A 25,114-nucleotide genomic window follows, 5' to 3' on the forward strand; every position below is an offset into this window, starting at 1 on the left:
CGATGACCTGGAAAACCGACACCTACGCTGGCTGGGGCCGTGCGTTGACAGCCACGGGCGATATCGCCCGCCCCGAACGTGCCAGCGTTCTGGCCAAGCTGCCCACCGCCCCTGCCATCGGCAACAGGCGCAGCTATGGCGACGCACCCCTCAATGACAACGGGCGCGTCATCGACATGACCCGCCTTGACCGCGTGCTGGATTTCGATGCGACATCCGGCATCGTCACCGTTGAATCCGGCCTGACCATCGGCGAATTGGCCCGCCTTTTCGCACCCAAAGGCTGGCTGCCCCCGGTCATGCCCGGCACCGGCTTTGCGACGATTGGCGGTTGTGTGGCGATGGACGTGCACGGCAAGAACCACCACCATATCGGCAGCTTTGGCCAGCATCTGTCCGCGATCACCTTGCTGCAAAGCGGCAAACAGCGCCGGATCACCCCCAAGGACACAACCCTCTGGCAGGCCACGATCGGTGGTTTGGGCCAGACCGGTGTGATCCTCAGCGCCGCGATCCAAATGTTGGCCTGCAAGGGCGATGTGATGATGGTGACCGAACGGCGCGCCGAAGGCTGGGACGAACATATCGCCCTGCTGGATGCCTCGCAGGCCACTTATACCGTTGGCTGGATTGATGCGACGGCGCGCGGTGAGGCCCTTGGTCGTGGTATTCTGGAGGAAGGCGAGACAGGCGCAGGGCTTGTCCCCAAACCCAAACCGTCCAAATCCGTGCCCTTCAATGCCCCGCATTTCGCCCTGTCAAAACCCATCGTGCGCGCGTTCAATGCGGCCTACTACCGCCGTGTGCCTGCCGACGGGCGCACTGTGGTGAAGCCCATTCAGGATTTCTTTTTCCCGCTGGATCGCATCCACGACTGGAACAGGCTTTATGGCAAACGTGGCTTTCATCAGTTTCAATGCGTTGTGCCGCTGGATCAGGCCGGCGCCTTGCGCGGGATGCTGGACAAGATTGCCGGCAGTGGGCTGGCATCCCCCCTTGCCGTGTTAAAACGCATGGGAGAAGGCCGCGCCGGGTATCTGTCTTTCCCGATGGAGGGTTACACGCTGGCCGTTGATTTCCCCAATCGCGCCGCCGCCCGCGATCTGATCGGCGAGCTTGAGGACATGACCACATCCGCAGGCGGACGTCTGTATCTGGCCAAGGACGCGTTGGCGACACCCGAACAAATGGCGGCGATGTATCCCGAACTGCCCCAGTGGCAAAAGGCCGTGGCCAAGGCCGACCCCAAGGGCACGCTGGCCACCGATATGACCCGCCGACTGCAACTGAGGAGCGCGACATGAGCGATACCTGGATCATCCTTGGCGCCACATCCGCCATCGCCCGCGCCTTTATGCGGGACCGTGCCGAAACCGGCGCGACCCTTATCCTGTGTGGCCGCGACATGGACGATATGGCAGGCACGGCGGCGGACCTGCGCGCGCGCGGCGCGGCGGATGCCCATGTGCTGCGCCTTGATGTGCGCGATGCCAAGACCTTTCAACCGATCCTTGATCTGGCCGCCGATCAACACGGCATGTTGAACGCCGCCGTTTTCACCGGCTCTATGCCCGATCAAGCGGTGATCGACGAAACCCCGGCCATGATTGACGGCGTGGTGATGGATAGCTTCACCGGCCCGGCCCAGTTCCTGCAACGCCTTGCTCCGATGATGGAGGTCCGCGGCGGCGGAGCCATCGTCGGTGTCGGCTCTGTCGCGGGGGATCGCGGGCGGTTGGGCAACTATGTTTACGGTGCGGCCAAGGCCGGTTTTGCCACCTATCTGTCGGGCCTGCGCAACCGTCTGGGGCGGTCCGGCGTGCATGTGATGACTGTCAAACCCGGCCCTGTGGATACGGCGATGACCTGGGGGATGGAGTCCATGCCTTTCATGACAACCCCCGAAGCTGCGGCCAAAGACATCGCCAAAGGTCTGCGCAAGGAGCGCAACGTGATCTATACGGCAGGAATCTGGCGGTTGATCATGCTGGTGATCCGCAACGTGCCGGAACCGATCTTCAAGAAGATGTCGATCTAAAAGCCAAACAACTGCTGCCAGATCCCCGCTGAATAGAACATCAGCGCCAGTGTCATCAGCAACAGCCCGATCCCGCGCTTGTCGCGCAGGGCGAAGACAATCGGGTCGTAATCCTGCTTGCCCAGATAGCCAAGCCGGATCATCCGGAACAGCCAGCCTGTAATCGGGACCAGCGCGACCCACATCAGCCATTTCGTCGGATACAGCACCTGTGCCTGCGCGCTATGGCTATACAGGAAAAAGATCACCAGCGCGCCAACCATGCCAATCGCCGCCATGTTCAGCAGATCGCCGCGATCCGTGCGCCCATACCCGCGCCCGGGCAGGCGTTCGTCATCGGTGGCCAGCGCCAGTTCGGTCATGCGTTTGACGCAGCCCAGCGTGATAAAGACCGGAAAGATAAAGATCAGCATAAAGACCGAGGCATCCACACGGCTTGCCGCCGCCCCTGCGACGACGCGCAGGGTATAAAGGGTGGCCAGCACCGCGATATCAATCCAGCGCATCCGCTTGAGGCGCAGCGAATAGGCCAGCGACAGGATCATGTAGGTCACGACCACCAACAGGAATGCACCGCCCAGCAAGGCACCAAGCCCCAGCGCAATCACCCCCAACGCGCCACAGGCCACCATGCCCACCGTGATCGGCACCGCCCCGCTCGCGAACGGGCGACGGCATTTGGTCGCGTGCAGCCGGTCTGCCTCGAGGTCAAGCAGGTCATTGACGATATAAATGCACGACGCCGCAGCCGAAAACGCCGCAATGCCCAGCAGGACAAGGCCAAGGGTCGCAAGGCCAAATTCATGCGCCGCCAGCATCGGCAACAGCAACAACACGTTCTTGACCCATTGGTGCGGGCGCAGGGCGCGGATCAGGTCGCGCGGGGCCCAGCCGCCGGATACCTTGGTGACATTGGTCAGCTTGGACGTGCCACTGACGCCGCCCACGACAATCGCCGTATCCGCATGCCGCCACACGGCCATATCCGAGGCGTCATTGCCAGCATAATCAAAGCCTCCCTCACCGTAGGCCGCGACCAGTGCATCGGCCTTGGCCACCCCCTTGAGGTTCACATGCCCGTCTGACGCAAAGATACGCCCGCCCATGCCATAGTGATCCGCCAAGGGCTGCACGAGGCTGGCATCGGAGGCCGACGCAAGAACGACCTCGCGCCCTTCGTCTTGCGCGGTTGCCGCCATCGCCGCCACATCCGCGTTCACCGGCAACAAATCCGTGCGGATCTGCGCGATCTGGGCCAGTTCGGCCTTGAGCGCAGCGCGGTCGCGAAAGTGGCCGAAACTGGCGCGCAGGGTCGCCATCGGGTCGCGCCCCATGCCCGCCCACCAGCTTTCCAAAAGCATATCGGTTTTCAAAAATGTGCCATCAACATCAAGCACCAGCGGCAATTTATCAGACAAGCTAGCCCCCGTTCATCGCGAAAACGCAGCCATCCGTCACAAGTTCGGGCGGTGTCATGCACAGCCCCCGCGCGACCTGCCAGGCGGCCAGCACCTTGGGCACATAGGCGCGGGTTTCGGCGTAAGGCGGCACGCCGCCGTTGGTGCGCACGGCCCCCTCGCCCGCATTATACCCGGCCAGCACAAGGATCGGGTCACGGTCAAATTCTTCCATCAGCCATGCAAGGTAGGCCACGCCGCCCTTGATATTATCGGCCGCGTCAAAACTATCTGCCACGCCGAAACGCGCGGCGGTGGGCGGCATCAGTTGCATCAACCCCTGGGCGCCTGCGCCGCTTTGCGCATCCACACGGCCAGCACTTTCCACGGCGATCACGGCCAGAACCAGTGCGGGGGATACCTCGGTGCCGACGGTGTGACGCAGAATGTCCAGGCCGTGGGTATTGGCGATATCGGTCATGGTTTGCATGCGCGGGGCGGGCACGGCTTCGCCTTCGGGGGCGTTGCCCATTTCACGCAGGGCAAGGGCAAGTCGGCCGGGCCCGCTATCTTCGATCTTGGGAGAAACGGCCAGCCAGAACCATTCCAGCCCGCTGATCGGCGCGACATTTCCGGCGCTGCCACCACGGGACACCGGAGCCGCGCCGCCTTCGCCCGCCCGCGCAGGCGTCGATGGACCCGACGGTGCTGAAGGCGCGATCTGAACGGTAATCCGGTTGCCTGCACCCGCAGTGGGCACGGTCACACGGCGAAACGTAAAATCCGGCTGCAGGCGGTTGACCTCAGCAAATGTCGGCGCTGCCAACATCGCAGCCACAAGGGCCGTATATAGTGTGACGCGCCGCTTCATGCGGATTCGTGCCCCTGCCTCGTTTCTTATTGGCATCTTTATCGCAAAGATCCCGATGTCTGACCACCGATCTGTGAACAATGCAAATGTGTTGCGCTTTATTGGACACGCCTGCGCGACGATAAAAACCACCTAGCCCCGACTGAAGAAAAAAATTTACACATAAAAACAATTCATTAACCATGAATTTCCCAGAAAATCTCGCTCGTCAAAAAATGCACGAAATCGGTCAAAGTCTCGCCCCATTCGGCTGGCTATATATGCCCATCCAAGACGGGGACTGCACCAACAAGAGGCCGGTGCGGGCTGATCCGGATAGGTAGTGAAACTGAGCGACACCCTGAGGAGGGACATACAATGCTTAACTTTATCAAGAACTTCCGCAACGACGAAGACGGCGCAGTTACTGTTGACTGGGTTGTGCTGACTGCAGCCATCGTGGGTCTGGGCATTGCTGTCCTGACATCCGTTGGTAACGGCACGACTGCTCTGGGCGACAAGATCAGCTCGCAGCTCACCGCACAAACCATCGTCGACTACAACTAATCAACCCCGCATTCTGGAGAATACAAATGCTTAACTTCATCAAAAACTTCCGCGCCGACGAAGACGGTGCCGTGACCGTTGACTGGGTTGTCCTGACAGCCGCCATCGTTGGTCTGGGTATCGCAGTGCTGACTTCGGTCGGTAACGGCACAACTGCCCTGGGCGACAAGATCAGCTCGCAGCTCACCGCACAGACAATCGTCGACTACAACTAAGACGTTGTGACATGTCGAAATGGGCCGCACCCTTGGGTGCGGTCCTTTTCGTTTGCGCGCCAGCATTTGTGCGAAAGCATCAATTTGCCACCCACCCAACGTGTTCCTGCCACATTACCGCGACAAAACCATAGCAAGACAACCCAACACCCAATTTGACGGAGACGATCATGTTCAACTTTGTAAAACAGTTTCACACCCAAGACGACGGTGCGATCACCGTTGACTGGGTCGTGCTGACAGCCGCGATCATCGGGCTCGCGCTCGCCATTATTGCGACGATCGGGGCCGGTGCTATCGATCACTCCAACAGTGTGGGTAACCGCCTGACCAGTCAGGAAATCCTCGAATATTGATCGACAAATGCGCGTGAATTTTCACGCCAAAGCCCCCCGCTTGGCACGAAATCGCCGCAATTGCGTGCGAGTGTCGGTTTCAACCGTGCCACAAGGCGCGGAGAGGCAAAAGAGTTGGTCCTGAAAGGATAATGTTATGAGAGCCGTATTTGGATTGGTCCTGATTGTAGGCATGGCCCTCGCGGGTTTTGCAATCTACATGGTCCAGGGCTACTTTGAGCAACAAAACGCAGAGCTGGCCGCGCAACGCGCCGCCGCCGCGCAGAATGTCGCAACTGTCGATGTGCTCGCCGTCAACCGGCAAATGGCCTATGGCGAGGTGATCACCACCGCCGACATTCAGTTCATTAAATATGCTGAACCCTTCCTGCCCGAAGGCGTGTTCATGACACAGGAAGAATTGTTCCCCAAAGGCGGGGACGAGCTACGCGTCGTCTTGCGCCAACTGGAAGAAAACGAACCGATCATCGCGATCAAAGTCACCGAACCGGGCGAAGATGCAGGCCTGACCTCGCGCCTTGCCCGTGGTATGCGTGCCTTTACGATCCGTGTTGATGTGGCCTCCGGCGTATCGGGCTTTCTGAACCCGGGTGACCGCGTTGACGTCTATTGGACCGGTCGCATTGAAGGTGCCACACGTGGCGGCGGCGATGTCACCAAGCTGATCGAAACCGGTGTCGAAATCATCGCTGTCGACCAGACCGCCGAAAGCAACCGTGGCGAAGCCAACGTTGCACGCACCGTCACCGTGCAGGTCACGCCGCAAGAAGTCGCGGCCCTGGCACAAGCTCAATCATCGGGCCGGTTGTCACTTTCCCTGGTGGGCCGCGAAGACGACAGCGTGGTCGAAGCCATCGAAGTTGACCAGCGCGCGTTGCTGGGGATCGTCGAACAAGCCGTCGTTCCCGAGGCTGTGGAAGAACAGGGGTGTTCGATCCGCACACGCCGCGGCGCTGAAACGATTGATGTGCCAATCCCCTGCACCAATTGATGAAAACCGACATCCAACAACAAGGCGCGCCTGTCAAAAAGGCGCGCCTTTTCCATGACGCCGCGGCAACCTGTTGCGCGTTATCCACATAAGAGTCGCCCCGCAACGCATTGATTCTTGCTATTTTTGCGCGAGTGGGCCATCGTCGCCCCAATGACGGACAAAAGTCCGCGTTTTTTTGGGCGTGATCACAGAGGCAGGTCACATGAAATATGACAGATTTATCAAGGCCGCATTGACGGGCCTTACACTTGCATTTGCAGCGGCGCCGACAACGGCGCCCGCTGAAACGTTGCAGGTCATGCGTGGTTCTCCATCCAGTGCGCTGCAGGTTCCCATGAACCGGGCTGTTGTCGTGGAAAGCGACGTTCCATTTACGGAACTCAGCATTGCCAACCCCGGCATTGCCGATATTTCCTCGCTCTCGGATCGCACGATCTATGTATTGGGCAAGGAACCGGGGCGCACAACGCTGACCCTGTTGGGCGCCGATGGTCGCCTCATTACCAATGTCGAAGTCCATGTGACCCCCGACATTGCAGAATTCAAAGAACGTCTTGGGCAGATCCTGCCCGGCGAGAACATCGAAGTGCGCACCGCCAATGACGGGATCGTCCTGTCCGGCACGGTGTCCAGCATTGCCCGCCTTGATCGCGCGCTTGAACTGGCCAACCGCTACGCACCTGAACGCGTCTCCAATCTCATGAGCGTCGGCGGCACCCAACAGGTGATGCTGCGTGTGCGTTTCGCGGAAATGCAGCGCTCTGTTTCCAAATCGCTCAGCTCCTCGCTGGCCCTTGGTGGCACGGCGTTGGGTGGTGATCTTGGGATTTCGGGCGGCACCGGTGGGGCTGTGACCGCAGGCGGCGCGGCAAGCACGCTGACAGGCACTCTGCCCGGCGCAAACGAGAACAACGGCGCGATGCTGTTCGGCTTTAACGCCGGCGGTCTCGAAGTCGGTATCCTCCTCGAGGCGCTTGAAGCGCGCGGCGTGGTGCGCACATTGGCTGAACCGAACCTCACCGCCCTTTCGGGACAAGAGGCAAGTTTCCTTGCCGGTGGCGAGTACCCCATTCCCGTCGCCCAGGACAATGGCGCGATCACGATTGAATACAAACCTTTCGGGATCGAGCTGAACTTTACACCGCGCGTGGTGGATGGCGACATCATCAACCTTGAACTTCTGGCCGCCGTGTCTTCGATTGACCCGACCAACGGGTTTACCCAAGGCGGCTTTACGGTTGATGCGTTCAAACGCCGCGAAACATCAACCACCGTCGAAATGCGCGATGGCGAAAGCTTTGCAATCGCAGGCCTGCTGTCAGACGACTTTATCGACCTGAACGGCCAGGTGCCTTGGCTGGGTGACATCCCGGTGCTTGGTGCCCTGTTCCGCAGCGCCGAATACTCGCGTCAGCAGACCGAACTGGTGATTATCGTGACACCGCATCTTGTAACACCGACCCGTGGCGAGGCCTTGGCCCTGCCCACCGACCGTGTTCGCCCGCCTTCCGAGCGTGACCTGTTCCTGTTCGGCCGTGTCGCCGCAGGCGAAGGCCCCACAACTGGTGGCGCCGGAGAGGTTGCAAGACAGGACTTCAGCGGGTCATATGGCTACGTGCTTGACTAAAAAGGGATGAGACCGATGAAACATCTTGTTGCGACAGCGGCAATCGCGGTCTTACTTGCGGGTTGCACCAGCGGGAACACCTATTTCCCGACATTCGACCGCGAGGCGGGCAGCCAGATCGACACGGGCAGCTTTGGCAATTCGACCATGAACAACACGCTCGTTCAGACCGGACAAAGCACCTACACGATCAATCTGGCACGGCGCTTTGCCTCCGAAGTGGAAACGACCGTGAATTTCCCGTTCAATTCCACGGCTTTGGACGAACAGGCCCGCGCAACCCTGCGCGAACAGGCCCAGTGGATCCGCCAATTCCCCGAAGTGCGCTTCAAGGTCTATGGCCACACGGACCTTGTCGGCAGTCAGGCTTATAACCGCCGTCTTGGGCTGCAACGTGCCCAGGCCGTGGTGCTTTATCTGACCAGTCAGGGCATTGGTCGCGACCGGCTTGAGGCTGTTGTATCCTTTGGCGAAACCCAGCCGCTGGTCGTCACCGAAGGGCGCGAACGCCGCAATCGCCGCACCGTGACCGAAGTATCGGGATTCGTCGAAAACCACCCAACCATCATGAATGGTCGCTACGGCGAGGTTGTTTTCCGCGATTACGTTGTCAGTGCTGCGGCTCCATCGACCCTGACAGGCGGACGCGGCGCGCAACTTGCGCCCTAAGCTCTAGAATATCTCCGGCAAAAAGCGGGTCCAGGTGGCCCGTTTTTTGTTTTTTCGCGACAATCCGTGAAACAACCCCCTTCATTTCCCGTGATCGTCGCGAGAATTCGCACAATTGGAGTTTTTTGGCCCCAATCTGGTCACGTTTCCCAAGCAAGTTGTTCCCAATCGAGAGACCCAAGCCCCGACAAGGGCATGGGCATCGGTGGGGATATGCCCCGGCCAATTCAGGGCCGACCGGTAAATCAGCGTCCCCGTCCGTTGCCCGGTAACAAAGGACGTAAGGCAATGAGTAGCAACGCAGTATTGCAGCCCGACCCACAACCAATCGTGGCGTGCACGATTAGCCGCGATGTTCAGATCTTCGATCTGTTGATCGAAGACATGGAAGCAACCCTTGGTGAAAACTGGGGCGACCTTGGCTTTGGTGACGCGCTCGCCTTTCTTGAACAGCCCGAAGCGGCAGAACTGCAATTCATCGCCGTGGCGCTGGACGAAGAGGACGAAGCTGATCTGTCCCTGATCACCGACATCATCGCGGCCGCAAAAACACGTGAAATCAAGGTGATACTGATCGCCGAAGATGTCAGCCCCGCGTCTTTGCACCAGCTGCTGCGCGAAGGCGGCGACGAATTCGTCCCCTACCCCTTGCCGGAAAACGAACTGGCCCGCGCGATCGAACGTGTGCTGGCCGAACCCGCCGAGGCCCCCGTGGCCCCCGAGATGCAAAACAAGCTCAAGGCGACGGGCGACCGCAACGGGGTTGTGATTCCCGTTCACGGCATGGCCGGTGGCACGGGCGCGACAACGCTCGCGGTGAACCTGGCATGGGAACTGGCCAACATCGACAAGGACAAGCCGCCACGGGTTTGCCTGATTGATCTTGATCTGCAATTTGGCAGCACCTCTACCTATCTGGACCTGCCACGCCGCGAATCAGTGTTCGAAATGCTGTCGGACACGGAATCGATGGATAGCGAAAGCTTCATGCATTCGCTGTTGTCTTATGAAGACAAGCTGCATGTGCTGACCGCGCCCACCGATCTGATCCCGCTTGATCTGATTGGCCCGACTGATGTGGAACGCATCATCGAAATGGCCCGCACCAATTTCGACTATGTCGTGATCGACATGCCCTCGACGATGGTAGAATGGTCCGAAACCGTGCTGCACGCCGCGCATGTCTATTTCGCGACGCTTGAAATCGACCTGCGTTCGGCCCAGAACACGCTGCGCCTCAAGCGGGCGTTGCAGGGCGAAGAACTGCCGTTTGAAAAACTGCGGTTCGTGCTGAACCGCGCGCCCAAGTTCACCGATCTGAACGGCAAAAGCCGCGTCAAGCGGTTGGCCGAATCCCTTGGGATTTCCATCGAAGTGCAACTGCCCGACGGTGGCAAACAGGTCGCGCAAAACGCCGATCACGGCGCGCCATTGGCCGAAGGCATCCCGAAAAACCCGCTGCGCAAGGAAATCGCAAAGCTGGCCAAGTCTGTCCACGAGGTCAACACGGCCGACGTCGCCGTAACAAATTAAGAGGCACCAGATGTTCTCCAAATACAAGAAACCCGATGCCAAGGCTGCCAGCAACGTGACACCGATGCCCGCCGCCGGGGCACCCAAGCCATCATTGATGAAGGCCAAACCTGTCGCCGCGCAAGCCGCGCCCCAAGACAAAGAGAAAAAGCGCAAAGAGCGGCTGGGCGAGATCAAGCTCGAGCTGCACAAGGCGCTGCTGGATAACCTGAACCTCTCGGCGCTGGAAAATGCGTCCGAGAATGATTTGCGTCAGGAAATCAACGCGATTGCCACCGAAACGCTCGAGGAAATGGGCGTCGTTTTGAACCGCGACGAACGCCAGTCCCTGAATCAGGATCTGTTCTTTGAGGTCACAGGTCTTGGCCCGCTGGAAACACTGCTGAAAGACGACAGCGTCAATGATATTCTCGTGAACGGTCCGCAGCAAATTTTTGTGGAACGCGACGGTCGACTGGAACTGACGGATATTACGTTCAAAGACGAACGCCACCTGCTGCGCATCATCGACAAGATCGTGTCGGCTGTTGGTCGTCGCGTCGATGAAAGCAATCCTTACGTCGATGCGCGTCTTGCCGATGGCTCGCGTTTCAACGCGATGGTGCCACCTGTTGCGGTCGATGGCTCCCTCGTCTCCATTCGTAAGTTCAAAAAGGAAAAGCTGGCGATTGACGATCTGGTCAAGTTCGGCGCCTTTACCGAAGAAATGGCTGCCTATTTGCAGGCCGCCGTGTCCACGCGCTTGAACGTCATCGTATCAGGCGGGACAGGTTCGGGTAAAACGACCACGCTGAACGCCCTGTCGTCTTTCATTGATGACAGCGAACGCATCCTCACGATCGAGGACACGGCTGAACTTCAACTGCAACAGACCCACGTGGGCCGGATGGAAAGCCGCCCGCCCAACGTCGAAGGCAAGGGTGCCGTCAGCCAGCGCGACTGTCTGAAAAACGCCCTGCGTATGCGCCCCGACCGGATCATCGTTGGTGAAACCCGCGGCGAGGAAGTGATCGACATGTTGCAGGCCATGAACACCGGCCACGACGGATCAATGACCACAATCCACGCCAACTCGGCGCGCGATGGTGTGTCGCGTCTGGAAAACATGATCGCGATGGCCGGGATTGAGATGCCCCTCAAGGCAATGCGCAGCCAGATTTCATCGGCTGTGAACCTGATCGTGCAAGCCTCGCGTTTGCAGGACGGGTCGCGCCGCATGACCTCGATCACCGAAATCACCGGCATGGAAGGTGATGTGATTTCCATGCAAGAGATCTTTCGCTTCCAGCGTGTCGGCCTGACACCGGACAACAAGATCATCGGCCACTTTACGGCGACCGGCGTGCGCTCGCACTACTCGGATCGCTTCAAGCTGTGGGGTTATGACCTGCCCGCCGCTATCTTTGAACCTATGGTCGCGGAGTAAACGCTATGACGATTTCCGCCGAACCCATCATCTATGGCCTCATTTTCGTGGCTATTCTGGTGCTTGTCGAAGGGTTGTATCTGACCGTCTTTGGCAAATCCATCAGCCTGAACAACAAGGTCAACCGCCGGCTTGAACTGCTTGAAAAGGGCGCAGGCCGCGAACAGGTGCTTGAACAACTCCGCAAGGAAATGTCCCAGCACATGAAATCGAAAAGCATCCCGCTTTATTCGATCCTGGCCAGCAAGGCGCAAAAGGCCAACATCGCCTTCACTCCGCCGCAACTGATCATGGTGATGGCCGCCCTTGGCGTCATGGCCTTTATCGGTCTCACCGTCGGCACCGGCGCCAGCGTGCAGATCCGCGCGGGCGTTGCGGCGGCGATGGGCATTGGCGGCGTCTATGTCTGGATCAACAACAAGGCCAAGAAACGCATGGCCCTGCTCGAAGAACAACTGCCCGATGCTGTTGAACTGATGGTGCGGTCCCTGCGCGTTGGGCATCCGTTTTCTTCGGCGATCGCGATCGTCGCCAAGGAAGTTCCCGATCCGCTGGGCACCGAAATGGGCATGATCTCGGACGAGGCCGCCTATGGCCGCGACATGGGTGAAACCCTGAAACACATGGCCGAACGCATGGACATGCAGGATATGCGATTCCTGGCTGTGGCGGTGACCATCCAGCAAACGGCGGGTGGTAACCTCGCTGAAATTCTGGACGGTCTGGCCAAGGTAATCCGCGCGCGGTTCAAACTGTTCCGCCGCGTCAAGGCCATTACCGCCGAGGCGAAATGGTCAGGCATGTTCCTGTCCGTCTTCCCGCTGCTGGCGCTGGTCGGGATCAACGTGATCCAGCCCGACTACTACGACGATGTGCGCGAAACTTCGGTGTTTATCCCTGCCGCTCTTGTGGTGGCAGCGTTCCTGACGGTGAACGTGATCGTCATGAAAACACTTGTGAATATCAAGGTGTAAGGACCAGACTATGGAAATCCTCGATACCATAACCACGATGCTGACCGATTTGCTGGGCCCGTTTGGCCCGCTGATCGTGGTGGGCATGCTGGGCGTTTTGATGATCTTGCTGGTCTTGCCGACCATGCTCAAGAAAGAGGTCGATCCGCTGGACAAGTTGCGCGCCAGCACGCGCGCGCAAAACTCGGCGCTTTCAAAGGCTGAAAAGCTGCGCGCAGGTGGTGGCAAGGACAAGCTGGAAAAGTATTCCAACTTTCTGGAACCACAGGACGAGGAAGAATACTCCGCGATCCGGCTGAAACTGATGCAGGCCGGCTACCGCACCAAGAACGCGGTGCGGATGTATCACTTTGCCCAGTTTGCGATGGGTGTGGGCCTGCTTTTGGCCGGCGTCGCCTATGCGATCTATGCCTCCTCGACGGGCGAACCATCGACCAAGGCGACGATCCTGTCGATCCTGATCCCCGGTGTCGTGGGCTATATGACGCCCAAGTACTGGGTCACGCGCCGCCAGTCCGCGCGTCAGGAAGAAATCGTCAACGGCTTTCCCGACAGCCTTGATATGATGCTGGTGTGCGTCGAAGCGGGTCAATCGCTGGATCAATCCATCATCCGCGTCGCCCGCGAGCTGAAATCCGGCTTCCCTGCCCTTGCCTACGAATTTGAAGTGGTTGCCCACGAGATGAAGGCCGGTAAGGACAAACAGGCCGTGCTGCGTGACATGTCCGAGCGCTGCGGCGTGACCGATATCGCCAGCTTCGTGACCGTGTTGATCCAATCCCAGCAATTCGGCACCTCGATCGCCGAAGCCCTGCGCGTCTATGCGGGTGAAATGCGTGACAAAAGGGTCATGCGCGCCGAAGAAAAGGCCAACACACTGCCCACAAAGATGACTTTGGCCACGATGATGTTGACGGTTCCGCCGCTTCTGATCATCTTGATCGGGCCGTCGATCTTTAACATCGCGGTAACACTGGGTAACGCGAACTTCTAAGGGCCATGACGCCAGGACCAATTGCAATGATCGCGGTGATTGCCGCCCTCGCCGCCTGTGCACCGGGCGGCTTTGGGCGTGTCGATGGGCAGGTCTATGCGCCCGGTGTGGCGGGACCGTCGGATGTTGACGGGCTGATCGTCGGACACCGGTTGATGGCGGCTGGCGAATACCAGCTTGCGCTTGATGCCTATACCCGCGCGGCGGGCCAACAGGGGTTGAACGTGGACACGCTTTCGGCGCTTGGGTCCGCAAATCTGCGCTTGGGGCGACTGGGACAGGCCGAAACCCTGCTGCGCCGCGCCGTGGATGAAGACCCCGATTTTGCCGCCGCATGGAACAATCTGGGCGTGATCCTGATGGAACGGGGCAATATCGCCGAAGCCTCGCAAGTGTTTCGTCGCGCTTTTGCCACGGATAATGGCAATTCCGACCAGATTCGCGACAACTTGCGCTTGGCACTCGCAAAATTGGACAATCCAGGCTATGAAGATCCTAATGAAGGTCAACAATTCGAATTGGTGCGGCGCGGCACAGGCGACTACGTGATCCTTTCCGCACCCTGAGGCAAAAGCAGTAAAAGGACGCAAAAATGCGCCACCCTATCCTGATATCCCTGTCGCTGGCAGGTGCTGTCGTGTTGACGGCTTGTGGCAATCAATCCGGTGACACCCAGGTGAACCGCGCGTTGCGCGATGTGAACGTTGTCGATGAAACCAATCTCAACGATGTGATGCTGACGGTTGGGGACCCCAATGAGGCGGTGAACTACTTTGCGCGCGCCAGCGAGAATGATCCCGGGCGGATCGACTTGATGCGCGGTCTTGCAACGTCTTTGGTGCGCGCCCAGCGCCCCGCCGATGCGATCCCCGCATGGGAGGCCGTTGTCGCCCATCCCGAAGCCACATTGGATGACAGCGTCGATCTGGCCGATGCCCAGATCCGCGACAATCAGTGGGACGCGGCCGAAGTCACCCTTGATAGCGTCCCCCCCACCCACGAAACCTACAAGCGTTACCGCCTTGAAGCGATGATCGCCGATAGCAATCAGGAATGGGACAACGCCGACAGCTTTTACGAAACCGCGGCGGGGCTGACGACGCAGCCCGCGGGCGTGTTCAACAACTGGGGCTTTTCCAAGTTGACGCGCGGCGATTATGCCGGTGCCGAGCGCCTGTTCAGCGATGCGATCCGCCAGGACAGCAGCCTGTTCACCGCCAAGAACAACCTTGTTCTGGCGCGCGGGGCGCAGCGCAAATACGACCTGCCCGTCATCCAGATGACCCAGATCGAGCGCGCGCAATTGCTGTATACGCTGGCCCTTTCGGCCATCAAACAGAACGATGTGACGATCGGGCGCGGGTTGCTGCGCGAAGCCATCGACACCCATCCCCAGCACTTTGAGGCCGCAGTGCGCAGCCTGCGGGCGCTGGAAGACAACGTCACGAACTAAGCACGTGCAGGTTGCCCATTCCGCCAGCGATGCTTTGTGGTATCTGCCATTCGTGCTGCCCATTTGCATCTTTGTCGCCTGGAACGACATGCGGGTGATGAAAATCCCCAATGTCGCGGTTTATGCTCTGGTCGCTGTATTCGCAGTCACCGGTCTGATCACGCTGGATCTGGAGGTTTACGCGTGGCGCTGGTTGAATCTGGTCGTGATGCTGGTGATCGGCATGGTGTTGAACGCGGCTGGCGTCTTGGGCGCGGGCGATGCGAAATTCGCCGCTGCCGCCGCTCCCTTCGTGGCCCTGTCTGACCTTCCAGTGATGCTTTATATTCTCGCGGCCTGCGCAGCCGGTGGCTATCTGGTACACCGTCTGGTCAAGGTATCGCCCCTGCGCAAACTGGTCCCCGAATGGGAAAGCTGGTCATCGGGAAAACGCTTTCCGATGGGATTTCCCTTGGGCGCGGCGCTGGCGTTTTACCTGGCGATTCCGCTAATTTAACCGGTCTTTTCAAACAGTATATAAAGCGGCGTGCGGCGAATTTCCCTAAGATCGTCGGTGCCCCGTTCGGTCACGGCCTTCAGGATCATCACCTGCAAGTCATGCGACACGGGACAGAACGGCACCAAAAGGTAATCCGCTGATTCAAAGCCGGGCAAGCCACCGTAATACCACGGTGCTCCTCCCTCGAGCCGCTCAAGCGATCCATAAAGCCAATACGACGAAAACAGATCGGCAGCCAGCAAACGCTTGCCCTCGGCCAGCCCGACCTCCTCAAGATCACGGGTCACGGCGTCAAACATGGCAGGCAGGCCCAATTCGGTCGTGCAATAGGGAAATACCTCGCCCATGAACTGCGCCTGTTCGTCACGGCGCGCCGCCTCGCGGAACTGTTCAAGGCCCGACCCTTCACCGTCCAGCGCCACCCGTCCGTCAACGCGCAAGGCGCGCAGATCAGCCGTTTGCAGATCTGTATGAATGCCGCCACGGGGCAGGATGGGCGCATAGGTCGTTTCGTCCACGCGCAGGTGCCGGAACGGGCTATACAGCATGTTTGCGAACGACGGAGCGATCAGCGCCAACGCCATCGCCGCCGTGACCAACTGTGCCGTGCGCAGGTTCAACCCCATTGAATTGGTCACATCCGGGGTCGGCAGCAATGCCAGCAACACCACACCCAACAGCAACAGCCACTGTGGATCGTTCCCGAAATTCTGGAATGTCACGTAAAAGAACCCCGGCACCAGCAGCAACAGGATCAGCCCCTCGTTCGCCCTCCCGGACTGGCGCACAAAGATCACGCCCGCAATCGCCACCAGCGATCCGGCAATATAGGCGGGCGCGCCCATCACCGCGCTCAGCGGTTCGCCCGGCTGTGGACGCACATCGGAATTTGCGACCGTCTGCAGATCACCGATATAGGCCAGCCAGTAATCAACGCCGACAAACAGCGTGATCGCCACGGCAATCGCACCCCCGGTCAGCACAGCAAACAACAGCGTCGACAGGCGTTTGCCCAGCACCAACGCAAGGATAATAGGCAAGGCAAAAGCCGCAAAATAGGTCACTTTGATCATCACGAGAACGGCCATCATGGTGCCGATCACAACACCATCTATGGCGGGCCTGTTGGGATGAACAGGCGGCAGCAGCGCCGCAACAACGGCGATAAAGGTCGCGGCCCATGCCCAGCGGTTATAATGCATCGAAAACGAAATGCTGCGCTGTGCTTCACCGTATACAAGCGCCAAAAGCAGCCCCATGACGATCAGGCCAAACAGCAGCGCGACACCGCGCGACAGTCGGCTGTAGCCAACCCACCACAGGGCGGGCAGCATAAAGGCGGCAAAGGCCACCTGCGCCCAAAGAATCGCCATCCCGATCCCCATGCCCCGTTCGACAAAGAATGCGATCGGCCAAAAGGCCAAGGCACCGATCGGGGTCATGAAATCAACGTGCGGAACCTCCCCTGCGACCATGCGGAACACGATCTGCACCAGATGCAGGGTGTCGCCTTCGTGGCGACCAATGAAGAACCCGCCCTTCATCAGGGCCGCGCCGCCCATCGCAACAAGGATCGCCAAAAGAAACGCGAAAAATGTAACTGGATTTGGTCGTGTCATGCCTGCCCCTTGCAATGGTTTGTCCATTTTTTCGCCACAATAGTCAGGCAATAGGGGGGAGGCAAAAGGCTTTGTGTCTGATTTGGCGACATTCCCGCCAAAGCGGCGCATGTGCCACAAACAAACGACAAACGGGCAGACCGACATGAATATGCAAGCAACCAACGTGATGGCCCCTCCGGCGCCGAAATCCCTTGCGGGGATGCAACTGCCGATGGCGATGATGCGTGATATCCTGTTGAAAACCATGTTCCGCATGAACCTTGATCTGGTCACGGAAATTGCCAAGGTGATTTGCCTGCCTGTCCCCGTAACGCAGGAGTTGGTCGATCTGGCACGCACCCAGCGCCTGCTCGAGGCGACAGGCACGCTGAACGCCAACAACGGCAGCGAAATGGGCTATCAGCTGACGGATGCGGGCAAGGCGCGCGCGCTGGACGCTGTCGCGCAGTCGGAATATTTTGGCGCGATGCCTGTGCCGCTTGATGTTTACCGCGAACAGGTCAAACGCCAGTCGATCCGCAACATTCAGGTGACACGTGATCAGCTGACGGCGGCGATGGGCCACCTGATCCTGCCCGGCGAACTGCTGGACCACCTTGGGCCTGCGGTTGGTTCGGGCCGCTCGATCCTGATGTATGGGCCGCCCGGCAACGGGAAATCCTCGATCTCGAACGGTATCAGGGATGCGTTGGGCGACAAGATATATGTGCCGCGCGCGATTGAATATTCCGGTCAGGTGATCACCGTTTATGACCCGATCGTACATTCCGCCGCCGAAGAAGACCTGGATGATCCGAACTCCCTGCGCCGCACCTCGGGGCGGTTCGACACGCGCTATGTGCTGTGCGAACGCCCAACCGTGATCACCGGTGGTGAACTTTCGCTGTCGATGCTTGATCTGGTTTATAACCCGACGGCGCGCACCTATCAGGCACCGCTGCAGTTGAAGGCCACAGGCGGAATTTTCATCGTCGATGACCTGGGCCGTCAGGCCGAACCGCCACAGGCGCTGGTCAACCGCTGGATCGTTCCACTGGAGGAAAACAAGGATATTCTGGCCCTGCAGTCGGGCGAAAAGTTCGAAGTGCCATTCGATACGCTGGTGATCTTTTCCACCAACTTCCACCCGAACGAGATTTTCGATAAAGCGGCCCTGCGCCGTATCTTTTTCAAGATCAAGATCGACGGGCCGGAGCAGGAAGATTTCCTCAAGATTTTTGCGATGGTCGCACGCAAGCGCAAAATGCCACTCGACGAGGCATCACTGGTTCATCTGCTGAAAAAGAAATACCCTACCATCGACAACATCTATGCCAACTATCAGCCGATCTTTTTGATCGACCAGATCATTGCGATTTGCGAATTCGAAGGGATTCCCTATCAAATGAACCCCGATCTGGTGGACCGGGCCTGGGCAAACATGTTCGTCAAAGAAGAAAAAATCGTGCACTAAAGCGTTTCAACTTTACATCGAGACACCGCACATCGCTTTTCGCGTTCGACCGAAGGGAGAGGCAGCGGACAAGCGCTTCAGTGTTAAGGCGAAACGCTATGGTGCACGCCGCGCACTACTCGGTCAGGAAATTCGCCGCGACAAGGTTCACGCGATACTTCGGGCCGACAGGCACCTGCGCGCCGTCACTTGTGCACACAAAAACCCGCCCTTTTTTGTGGATCACCTCGCCGATATGGGCGCGAGCCACCCAATGGGACCGATGCACGCAAAAGCCTTCGGTTCCCGCCATCTCGGCGACAGCATCGGCAAAGCGCATCAGCAAACGATGGGTCACACCGCTGGTCAACAGCACCTCGACGTAGTGATCATTGACCATCAAGCGCACGATGGAATCCGCGTCATGGTCACCCTCGATACGATCAAGCAGACGGGGGCGCGGTATCTCGGTGGCGGCCGAAGACATCATATTCAAATTGCGCAACAAGGTGATGCAAAGCGCGACAATCAAAACAACGCCCCACATGCGAAACGCCGACAGGCCCAGCAATTCGCGGCTGCCAGCGGTTAAGATCGAATAATAGTAGAGGAAAGGTGTGAAAACCACGGCAAAGATGAACGCGCCGACCAGATCGCGCCGCAAACGCGGTTGTCCCGTCAAGACCATAGTAACAGACACCCGCACGCAGACCGCCAGAATGTGACTGACGGACACGACCGTGAACCAGTAAACGCCACGGCCCCAGATATCCATTGCATTATAGGTGTCAAACGGCCCGGTGACCGCCAGGATCACTGTCACGATCGCCCATACAATCAGTGGTGCGGGCTGAAAAACCTCGCTTCGCAGACCCGCCGCAAACTTTTTAAACACACGCACCAGTCAGTTACCCCAGCTAACCTGTTTAATAGGTAGAGAGTAACGCGATGGAATCAAATGGTATTTGCAAAATCGTGCAAAACCTTTCGATCTGTGTGATTTACGCAGTCAACCCTTCGGGTTCGGCCAGACCGTTGGCGCGGCAACAGGCGGTGATCGTATTGGCCAAAAGACAGGCGATTGTCATCGGCCCGACACCGCCGGGCACGGGCGTAATGGCCCCTGCCACCGCAGCGCAACTGTCGAAATGCGCGTCACCGACAAGGCGCGTGCCACCTTCGGGTTTGTCGATCCGGTTGATGCCCACGTCTATCACCGTGGCTCCCGGTTTGATCCAGTCACCCACCACCATTTCAGGCCGCCCCACAGCCGCCACGACGATATCCGCCTGACGCACAACACCGGGCAAGTCCCTGGTGCGGCTATGGGCAATCGTGACGGTGCAGCTGTCACCCAGCAGCAGGTTCGCCATCGGCTTGCCGACGATGTTGGAGCGCCCGATCACAACCGCGTTCATCCCCGACAGGCTGCCGTGATGATCGCGCAGCATCATCAGGCACCCCAGCGGCGTGCAGGGCACCATTGATTTCTGCCCCGTCCCCAGCAGGCCCACATTGGAAATGTGAAAACCGTCCACGTCTTTGGCCGGATCAATACTGTTCATCACCAGATCGGAATCCAGATGAGAAGGGAGCGGCAACTGCACGAGAATTCCATGAACTTTCGGATCGGCGTTGAGCTGCGCAATCAATGCCAGCAGGTCGCTTTCCGAGGTGTTCACATCCAGCTTGTGTTCGAAAGAGGCCATGCCGACCTCGACCGTCATCTTGCCCTTTGAGCGCACGTAGACCTGGCTTGCCGGGTCTTCGCCAACCAACACCACGGCCAGCCCCGGCGTGATCCCGTGTTCTTCTTTCAGGCGGGCCACATGCGCGCCGACCTTTTCACGGACTGTTGCGGCGAATGCTTTGCCGTCAATGATTTTGGCTGACATATCGGTTCCTTGATGCGGTGGTGGCGGGGTCGCAACCCCACCTTGCGAATAGCGATGATCGGTGCCCCTTAAAACAGCCCTTCGATTTGGCCGTCGTCATTAAGGTGGATATTTTCCGCAGACGGCACACGCGGCAAGCCGGGCATCGTCATGATCTCGCCGCAGACGACAACCACGAAACCGGCCCCCGCTGACAGGCGCACCTCGCGCACCGGCACCGAATGGCCCGTGGGCGCGCCGCGCAGATTGGGATCGGTGCTGAAGGAATACTGGGTTTTCGCCATACAGACCGGCAAGTTGCCATACCCCTGCTCTTCCCACAGCTTCAGCTGATCGCGGATTTTCTTATCCATCAGCGCCTCGTCGGCGTGATAAATTCGCTTGGCGATGGTCTGAATCTTGTCGGCAAGCGACATTTCGTCGGGGTAGATCGGGGCGAATGCACTGACACCGCTTTCGGCAATTTCGGCCACGCGGGTCGCCAGCGCTTCGGATCCCTTGGAACCATGTTCCCAGTGTTGCGACAGGATCGCTTCGGAGCCTTGGGTTTTCACGTAATCCTTGACGGCCTGCACTTCGGCGTCGGTGTCGGTGACAAAGTGGTTGATCGCCACGACCACAGGCACGCCAAAGGATTTCAGGTTGCCGATGTGGCGGCCAAGGTTGGCGCAGCCGGATTTCACGGCATCCACGTTTTCAGCGCCCAGATCGGCCTTGGCCACGCCCCCGTTCATTTTCATCGCGCGCACGGTGGCGACCAGAACCACGCAATCGGGCGCGAGACCGGCCTTGCGGCACTTGATGTTCATGAATTTCTCGGCGCCCAGATCAGCCCCGAAACCGGCCTCGGTCACGACAAAATCCGCGATTTTCAGTGCCGTGGTTGTCGCAATGACCGAGTTGCAGCCGTGCGCGATATTGGCAAAGGGGCCACCATGCACAAAGGCGGGGTTGTTTTCCAGCGTCTGCACAAGGTTGGGCTGCATCGCATCTTTCAGCAGGACCGTCATTGCGCCATCGGCCTTGATGTCGCGGGCAAAGACGGGGCTGCGGTCACGCCGGTAGGCGACGATCATATCACCCAGACGTTGCTGTAAGTCCTTCAAATCCTTGGCCAGACACAGGATTGCCATGACTTCCGAGGCCACGGTAATGTCAAAACCGGCCTCGCGCGGGAAACCGTTTGCCACACCGCCAAGGCTGGCCGTGATCTGACGTAGGGCGCGGTCGTTCATGTCGACAACGCGGCGCCAGACAACGCGACGCGTGTCGATTTCCAGCTCGTTCCCCCAATAGATGTGGTTGTCAATCATCGCCGACAGCAGCGAGTGCGCTGACGTGATCGCGTGAAAATCGCCCGTGAAGTGGAGGTTCATATCCTCCATCGGCACGATCTGCGCGTAGCCACCACCGGCAGCCCCGCCCTTCATGCCGAAATTCGGCCCCAATGATGCTTCGCGGATACACACGGCGGCCTTTTTTCCGATCCGGTTCAGACCATCCCCCAGACCGACGGTGGTCGTGGTCTTGCCCTCGCCCGCAGGGGTCGGGTTAATCGCGGTGACAAGGATCAGTTTGCCGTTCTTGTTCTTTTGCACCGAGTTGATGAAGGACTGACTGACCTTTGCCTTATCGTGCCCATAGGGCAGCAGATCATCGCTGCCGATGCCCAGTTTCGCGCCGATTTCCTGAATCGGGCGTTTCTTGGCTTCGCGGGCAATTTCGATGTCGGATTTGTAGGCCATTGTGGTGATTTCCCTGTCATCGGGCAGATGCCCGTATTTCGTTGAAACAGCTATAGCGGGCTGCGCCGGTCAGGCGCGAAGCGATTGCGACATTTTGCCTGCCGGAATCGTCGGAGTGTCCGGGCTGTGCATCTAGGGCGCCCATGCCCGCTGATCGGGGATGTGCAGCGTCAAGGTATCGCCCACCGCAACCGCGCCCTGCGCCGCGACCCAAGCCGTCACCCCGCGTCTGCCCTTGGCGGCAGGCTTGAACGCCTTGCCTTTGCCCGGATGCACCACGTCCAGTGATTTCGCCGGAAAGATGCAGGGGCGGTTTTCCATATCGACAACCACGGTCGCACCGCTGGGCGCTTGCAAGCGCGAGGACGGCGGCACATGAGTGAAATCGGGAATGCCACGAATGACCATCGTTGCGCCGATCCGCGCAGGGTCAATCCTGTTCACGCCCATATCGGCGGCGATCAGCGCCAGTTCTTCTTCGCTGACGATGCTGAGTTGACGTTCGTTCCTGATGTCGGTGCCCTTGGGGTACTGCGCTGTCACCCGGCTGCATGATGGGCGGGTCAGCCCTGCATGAAACGCGCCTTCGACCCCTGCAAATGTCAGGTCAATCCGGTCGTAGCTTTGCGCCATCATGGCAGTGAGATCATCGTCCATGATCGCGCCCAGCCATGTCACGGTCGCGGTTATATCGGTTGGTTTCAATGCGGGCATGGCGGGCTCCTGACTTTGCCGCAAGATGGCAGAGCGCCCCTGCCCCCTCAACCCCGAAACCTGCGCAAAAAAGCCCCGAGGCCGGTTTGGCATCGGGGCTTTGTTCGCGCGCCGCTTAGGTTGTCGGTTCGGGCTCCAGCCCGCCGTCAGATTTCGGCTTTTTCGGCTTGGTCTTGGGAATCGCCGTGACCGAACTGCCGCCCGATGGGGGCGTGTCATCAGCATCATCGCCACGGTTCAACGGCTCGCCCGCGATCACCTTGGTGATCTCGTTGCCGGTCAGGGTTTCGTATTCAAGCAAACCCTGGGCCAAACGCTCAAGCTCGTCGGCCTTTTCGGTCAGGATACGCTTGGCGGTTTCGTAGCCGGTGTCGATGATTTCCTTGACCTTGTCATCGATGATCTTTTGCGTATCGGCGGAATGGTTCGTGCCACCACCGTAATTGCCCAGAAACGAGTTCTGTTCGTTGGCGTAATCAACGAAACCCAACTCCTCGGCATAGCCGAATTGCGTGACCATCGCGCGGGCAATCTTGGACGCCTGCTGAATGTCGCTGGATGCACCGGATGTCACGTTTTCCTTGCCAAAGATCAGTTCTTCGGCCACGCGCCCGCCCATCGCCATCGCGATCTTCGAGGTGTATTTGGTGTAGCTGACCGAAAGCTGGTCACGTTCAGGCAAAGACAACACCAGACCCAGCGCGCGACCACGCGGGATGATCGTCGCCTTGTGGATCGGATCGTGCTGCGGCACGTTCAACCCGACAATCGCGTGGCCTGCTTCGTGATAGGCGGTCAGTTTCTTTTCGTCCTCGGTCATGACCATCGAACGACGTTCCGCCCCCATCATGACCTTGTCCTTGGCGCTTTCAAAATCGTGCATAGTCACGAAACGGCGCCCGACGCGGGCGGCCATCAGCGCGCTTTCGTTCACAAGGTTCGCCAGATCCGCACCGGAAAAACCGGGCGTGCCACGGGCTATGATGCGCAGATCAACATCGGGGCCAAGCGGCACCTTGCGCGCATGCACGGCAAGGATTTTCTCGCGGCCCTTGATGTCGGGGTTTGGTACCTGTACCTGACGGTCAAAACGACCCGGACGCAGCAATGCAGGGTCAAGCACATCGGGGCGGTTGGTCGCGGCGACGATGATGATGCCTTCGTTGGCTTCGAACCCGTCCATTTCGACCAGCAGCTGGTTCAGAGTCTGTTCGCGCTCGTCATTCCCGCCGCCGTAACCGGCACCGCGCGAACGACCCACAGCGTCAATCTCGTCGATGAAGACGATGCAGGGGGCGTTCTTTTTCGCCTGTTCAAACATGTCGCGCACACGGGATGCACCGACACCGACGAACATTTCCACGAAATCGGACCCCGAAATCGTAAAGAATGGCACACCAGCCTCGCCCGCGATGGCGCGCGCCAGCAGGGTTTTACCTGTGCCGGGAGGGCCGACAAGCAACGCGCCCTTGGGAATTTTCCCGCCAAGGCGGCTGAATTTCTGCGGGTTGCGCAGGAACTCGACGATTTCTTCCAGTTCTTCCTTGGCCTCGTCGATGCCCGCAACCTCGTCAAAGGTGACGCGGCCCTGCTTTTCGGTGAGCAGCTTGGCCTTGGATTTGCCAAAGCCCATCGCGCCGCCTTTGCCGCCACCCTGCATCCGGTTCATGAAATATATCCACACACCGATCAGCAGCAGGAACGGCAACAAGCCGATCAGGAAAGAGGTAAACCCGTTGGTTTCCTGACTTTTTGCCGTCAATGGCACGTTGTTGTTGATCAAAAGGTTGGTGACTTCGGCGTCATCGGGCTTGATCACGACATAGTCCCGACCGTCCGTGCCGCGATAGCGGATCTGTTCACCATCAAGCGTTGCATTTGCAACGGCGCCGTTTTCAACGGCACTCACAAAATCGGAATAATTCTTGGCGTTGGCCGCCGTGGTTCCAGTGCCGCTGCTGAACAAATTGAACAGCGCCAGAATAAGAAGGAACATGACGACCCAAACGGCCAGATTGCGCGCGTTGCCCAAGGCAATTCTCCTAAACGTAGGTTTGGCACATGGGCGGGAGTCGCCACAGGCCACTCATCTAAAATAGAGACCTTGCGGCTTA

The 25,114-nt window shown here is 59.0% G+C and carries 24 protein-coding genes; 16 read left to right on the forward strand and 8 right to left on the reverse strand.

Going from position 1 to position 25,114, the window contains the following annotated elements:
- The first annotated feature begins 2 nt into the window (after positions 1-2).
- Together FTO60_RS12025 and FTO60_RS12030 are read left to right on the forward strand one after the other, a co-directional pair.
- Complete coding sequence (locus FTO60_RS12025) at positions 3-1,304, forward strand: FAD-binding oxidoreductase (protein ID WP_148056182.1); 1,302 nt, start codon at positions 3-5, stop codon at positions 1,302-1,304.
- A complete protein-coding gene (locus FTO60_RS12030) occupies positions 1,301-2,038 on the forward strand; it encodes an SDR family NAD(P)-dependent oxidoreductase (RefSeq protein ID WP_148056183.1) in 738 nt (245 codons plus the stop codon). The genes FTO60_RS12025 and FTO60_RS12030 overlap by 4 nt, the downstream gene beginning before the upstream one ends.
- On the opposite strand, the gene FTO60_RS12035 is transcribed toward FTO60_RS12030, so the two are convergent.
- Together FTO60_RS12035 and FTO60_RS12040 are read right to left on the reverse strand one after the other, a co-directional pair.
- Positions 2,035-3,456, reverse strand: a complete 1,422-nt coding sequence (locus tag FTO60_RS12035; protein WP_148056184.1) for a UbiA family prenyltransferase — start codon at positions 3,454-3,456, stop codon at positions 2,035-2,037. The two genes, FTO60_RS12030 and FTO60_RS12035, sit on opposite strands and share 4 nt — an antisense overlap.
- A gap of 1 nt (position 3,457) precedes the next feature.
- A complete protein-coding gene (locus FTO60_RS12040) occupies positions 3,458-4,306 on the reverse strand; it encodes a lytic transglycosylase domain-containing protein (protein WP_148056185.1) in 849 nt (282 codons plus the stop codon).
- Positions 4,307-4,663: 357 nt separating this feature from the next.
- Between FTO60_RS12040 and FTO60_RS12045 the strand changes: the two genes are divergently transcribed.
- The 13 genes from FTO60_RS12045 (at position 4,664) to FTO60_RS12105 (ending at position 15,589) form a co-directional block, all read left to right on the forward strand.
- Complete coding sequence (locus FTO60_RS12045; RefSeq protein ID WP_148056186.1) at positions 4,664-4,852, forward strand: Flp family type IVb pilin; 189 nt, start codon at positions 4,664-4,666, stop codon at positions 4,850-4,852.
- A 26-nt stretch (positions 4,853-4,878) separates the two neighbouring features.
- Positions 4,879-5,067 carry a Flp family type IVb pilin gene (locus tag FTO60_RS12050; protein ID WP_148056187.1) on the forward strand — a complete coding sequence of 63 codons (189 nt, stop codon included), beginning with the start codon at positions 4,879-4,881 and terminating at the stop codon, positions 5,065-5,067.
- Between the two features lie 170 nt (positions 5,068-5,237).
- Positions 5,238-5,423, forward strand: coding sequence for a hypothetical protein (locus tag FTO60_RS12055; RefSeq protein ID WP_148056188.1), 186 nt, complete (start codon positions 5,238-5,240; stop codon positions 5,421-5,423).
- Between the two features lie 136 nt (positions 5,424-5,559).
- Entirely contained in the window at positions 5,560-6,414 is an 855-nt protein-coding gene (cpaB, locus tag FTO60_RS12060) for a Flp pilus assembly protein CpaB (protein WP_148056189.1), read from the forward strand.
- A 205-nt stretch (positions 6,415-6,619) separates the two neighbouring features.
- Positions 6,620-8,044: a type II and III secretion system protein family protein gene (locus FTO60_RS12065; RefSeq protein WP_148056190.1), complete on the forward strand. Its 1,425-nt coding sequence runs from the start codon at positions 6,620-6,622 to the stop codon at positions 8,042-8,044.
- A 15-nt stretch (positions 8,045-8,059) separates the two neighbouring features.
- A complete protein-coding gene (locus FTO60_RS12070; protein WP_148056191.1) occupies positions 8,060-8,713 on the forward strand; it encodes an OmpA family protein in 654 nt (217 codons plus the stop codon).
- A 288-nt stretch (positions 8,714-9,001) separates the two neighbouring features.
- Positions 9,002-10,246 carry an AAA family ATPase gene (locus FTO60_RS12075; protein WP_148056192.1) on the forward strand — a complete coding sequence of 415 codons (1,245 nt, stop codon included), beginning with the start codon at positions 9,002-9,004 and terminating at the stop codon, positions 10,244-10,246.
- A 10-nt stretch (positions 10,247-10,256) separates the two neighbouring features.
- Complete coding sequence (locus FTO60_RS12080) at positions 10,257-11,672, forward strand: CpaF family protein (protein WP_148056193.1); 1,416 nt, start codon at positions 10,257-10,259, stop codon at positions 11,670-11,672.
- A 5-nt stretch (positions 11,673-11,677) separates the two neighbouring features.
- Positions 11,678-12,646, forward strand: a complete 969-nt coding sequence (locus tag FTO60_RS12085; RefSeq protein ID WP_148056194.1) for a type II secretion system F family protein — start codon at positions 11,678-11,680, stop codon at positions 12,644-12,646.
- 10 nt (positions 12,647-12,656) lie between these two features.
- Complete coding sequence (locus tag FTO60_RS12090; RefSeq protein WP_148056195.1) at positions 12,657-13,640, forward strand: type II secretion system F family protein; 984 nt, start codon at positions 12,657-12,659, stop codon at positions 13,638-13,640.
- 5 nt (positions 13,641-13,645) lie between these two features.
- Positions 13,646-14,206 (forward strand): tetratricopeptide repeat protein, encoded by a 561-nt coding sequence (locus tag FTO60_RS12095; protein ID WP_172623879.1) that lies wholly within the window; start codon positions 13,646-13,648, stop codon positions 14,204-14,206.
- 26 nt (positions 14,207-14,232) lie between these two features.
- Positions 14,233-15,093 (forward strand): lipopolysaccharide assembly protein LapB, encoded by an 861-nt coding sequence (locus tag FTO60_RS12100; RefSeq protein WP_148056196.1) that lies wholly within the window; start codon positions 14,233-14,235, stop codon positions 15,091-15,093.
- Between the two features lie 4 nt (positions 15,094-15,097).
- Positions 15,098-15,589, forward strand: a complete 492-nt coding sequence (locus tag FTO60_RS12105; protein ID WP_148056197.1) for a prepilin peptidase — start codon at positions 15,098-15,100, stop codon at positions 15,587-15,589.
- On the opposite strand, the gene FTO60_RS12110 is transcribed toward FTO60_RS12105, so the two are convergent.
- Complete coding sequence (locus FTO60_RS12110; RefSeq protein ID WP_148056198.1) at positions 15,586-17,211, reverse strand: DUF2029 domain-containing protein; 1,626 nt, start codon at positions 17,209-17,211, stop codon at positions 15,586-15,588. The two genes, FTO60_RS12105 and FTO60_RS12110, sit on opposite strands and share 4 nt — an antisense overlap.
- A 145-nt stretch (positions 17,212-17,356) precedes the next feature.
- Here FTO60_RS12110 and FTO60_RS12115 point away from each other — a divergent pair, with 145 nt between their 5' ends.
- Positions 17,357-18,667: an ATPase gene (locus FTO60_RS12115; protein WP_148056199.1), complete on the forward strand. Its 1,311-nt coding sequence runs from the start codon at positions 17,357-17,359 to the stop codon at positions 18,665-18,667.
- Between the two features lie 115 nt (positions 18,668-18,782).
- Here the strand turns inward: FTO60_RS12115 and FTO60_RS12120 are convergent, their stop codons facing one another.
- From FTO60_RS12120 to ftsH, 5 genes are all read right to left on the reverse strand, one after another.
- Positions 18,783-19,469: a LytTR family DNA-binding domain-containing protein gene (locus tag FTO60_RS12120; RefSeq protein WP_172623880.1), complete on the reverse strand. Its 687-nt coding sequence runs from the start codon at positions 19,467-19,469 to the stop codon at positions 18,783-18,785.
- 178 nt (positions 19,470-19,647) lie between these two features.
- Complete coding sequence (gene folD, locus FTO60_RS12125) at positions 19,648-20,541, reverse strand: bifunctional methylenetetrahydrofolate dehydrogenase/methenyltetrahydrofolate cyclohydrolase FolD (RefSeq protein ID WP_148056201.1); 894 nt, start codon at positions 20,539-20,541, stop codon at positions 19,648-19,650.
- Between the two features lie 68 nt (positions 20,542-20,609).
- Positions 20,610-22,286, reverse strand: coding sequence for a formate--tetrahydrofolate ligase (locus FTO60_RS12130; protein WP_148056202.1), 1,677 nt, complete (start codon positions 22,284-22,286; stop codon positions 20,610-20,612).
- Between the two features lie 132 nt (positions 22,287-22,418).
- Positions 22,419-23,000: an MOSC domain-containing protein gene (locus tag FTO60_RS12135; protein WP_148056203.1), complete on the reverse strand. Its 582-nt coding sequence runs from the start codon at positions 22,998-23,000 to the stop codon at positions 22,419-22,421.
- 115 nt (positions 23,001-23,115) lie between these two features.
- A complete protein-coding gene (ftsH, locus tag FTO60_RS12140) occupies positions 23,116-25,032 on the reverse strand; it encodes an ATP-dependent zinc metalloprotease FtsH (RefSeq protein ID WP_148056204.1) in 1,917 nt (638 codons plus the stop codon).
- Positions 25,033-25,114: the final 82 nt, after the last annotated feature.

This window comes from Octadecabacter sp. SW4, assembly GCF_008065155.1.
In the GTDB taxonomy this organism is placed as follows: domain Bacteria; phylum Pseudomonadota; class Alphaproteobacteria; order Rhodobacterales; family Rhodobacteraceae; genus SW4.

What these genes read in the sequence shown, in the direction of transcription:
- FTO60_RS12130 (WP_148056202.1), bottom strand. Translation starts at nt 22,286, where the DNA reads ATGGCCTACAAATCCGACATCGAAATTGCCCGCGAAGCCAAGAAACGC.
- FTO60_RS12030 (WP_148056183.1), top strand. Translation starts at nt 1,301, where the DNA reads ATGAGCGATACCTGGATCATCCTTGGCGCCACATCCGCCATCGCCCGC.
- FTO60_RS12090 (WP_148056195.1), top strand. Translation starts at nt 12,657, where the DNA reads ATGGAAATCCTCGATACCATAACCACGATGCTGACCGATTTGCTGGGC.
- FTO60_RS12135 (WP_148056203.1), bottom strand. Translation starts at nt 23,000, where the DNA reads ATGCCCGCATTGAAACCAACCGATATAACCGCGACCGTGACATGGCTG.
- FTO60_RS12070 (WP_148056191.1), top strand. Translation starts at nt 8,060, where the DNA reads ATGAAACATCTTGTTGCGACAGCGGCAATCGCGGTCTTACTTGCGGGT.
- FTO60_RS12080 (WP_148056193.1), top strand. Translation starts at nt 10,257, where the DNA reads ATGTTCTCCAAATACAAGAAACCCGATGCCAAGGCTGCCAGCAACGTG.
- FTO60_RS12040 (WP_148056185.1), bottom strand. Translation starts at nt 4,306, where the DNA reads ATGAAGCGGCGCGTCACACTATATACGGCCCTTGTGGCTGCGATGTTG.
- FTO60_RS12045 (WP_148056186.1), top strand. Translation starts at nt 4,664, where the DNA reads ATGCTTAACTTTATCAAGAACTTCCGCAACGACGAAGACGGCGCAGTT.
- FTO60_RS12055 (WP_148056188.1), top strand. Translation starts at nt 5,238, where the DNA reads ATGTTCAACTTTGTAAAACAGTTTCACACCCAAGACGACGGTGCGATC.
- folD (WP_148056201.1), bottom strand. Translation starts at nt 20,541, where the DNA reads ATGTCAGCCAAAATCATTGACGGCAAAGCATTCGCCGCAACAGTCCGT.
- FTO60_RS12065 (WP_148056190.1), top strand. Translation starts at nt 6,620, where the DNA reads ATGAAATATGACAGATTTATCAAGGCCGCATTGACGGGCCTTACACTT.
- FTO60_RS12075 (WP_148056192.1), top strand. Translation starts at nt 9,002, where the DNA reads ATGAGTAGCAACGCAGTATTGCAGCCCGACCCACAACCAATCGTGGCG.
- FTO60_RS12085 (WP_148056194.1), top strand. Translation starts at nt 11,678, where the DNA reads ATGACGATTTCCGCCGAACCCATCATCTATGGCCTCATTTTCGTGGCT.
- FTO60_RS12115 (WP_148056199.1), top strand. Translation starts at nt 17,357, where the DNA reads ATGAATATGCAAGCAACCAACGTGATGGCCCCTCCGGCGCCGAAATCC.
- FTO60_RS12050 (WP_148056187.1), top strand. Translation starts at nt 4,879, where the DNA reads ATGCTTAACTTCATCAAAAACTTCCGCGCCGACGAAGACGGTGCCGTG.
- FTO60_RS12110 (WP_148056198.1), bottom strand. Translation starts at nt 17,211, where the DNA reads ATGACACGACCAAATCCAGTTACATTTTTCGCGTTTCTTTTGGCGATC.
- FTO60_RS12025 (WP_148056182.1), top strand. Translation starts at nt 3, where the DNA reads ATGACCTGGAAAACCGACACCTACGCTGGCTGGGGCCGTGCGTTGACA.
- cpaB (WP_148056189.1), top strand. Translation starts at nt 5,560, where the DNA reads ATGAGAGCCGTATTTGGATTGGTCCTGATTGTAGGCATGGCCCTCGCG.
- FTO60_RS12095 (WP_172623879.1), top strand. Translation starts at nt 13,646, where the DNA reads ATGACGCCAGGACCAATTGCAATGATCGCGGTGATTGCCGCCCTCGCC.
- FTO60_RS12100 (WP_148056196.1), top strand. Translation starts at nt 14,233, where the DNA reads ATGCGCCACCCTATCCTGATATCCCTGTCGCTGGCAGGTGCTGTCGTG.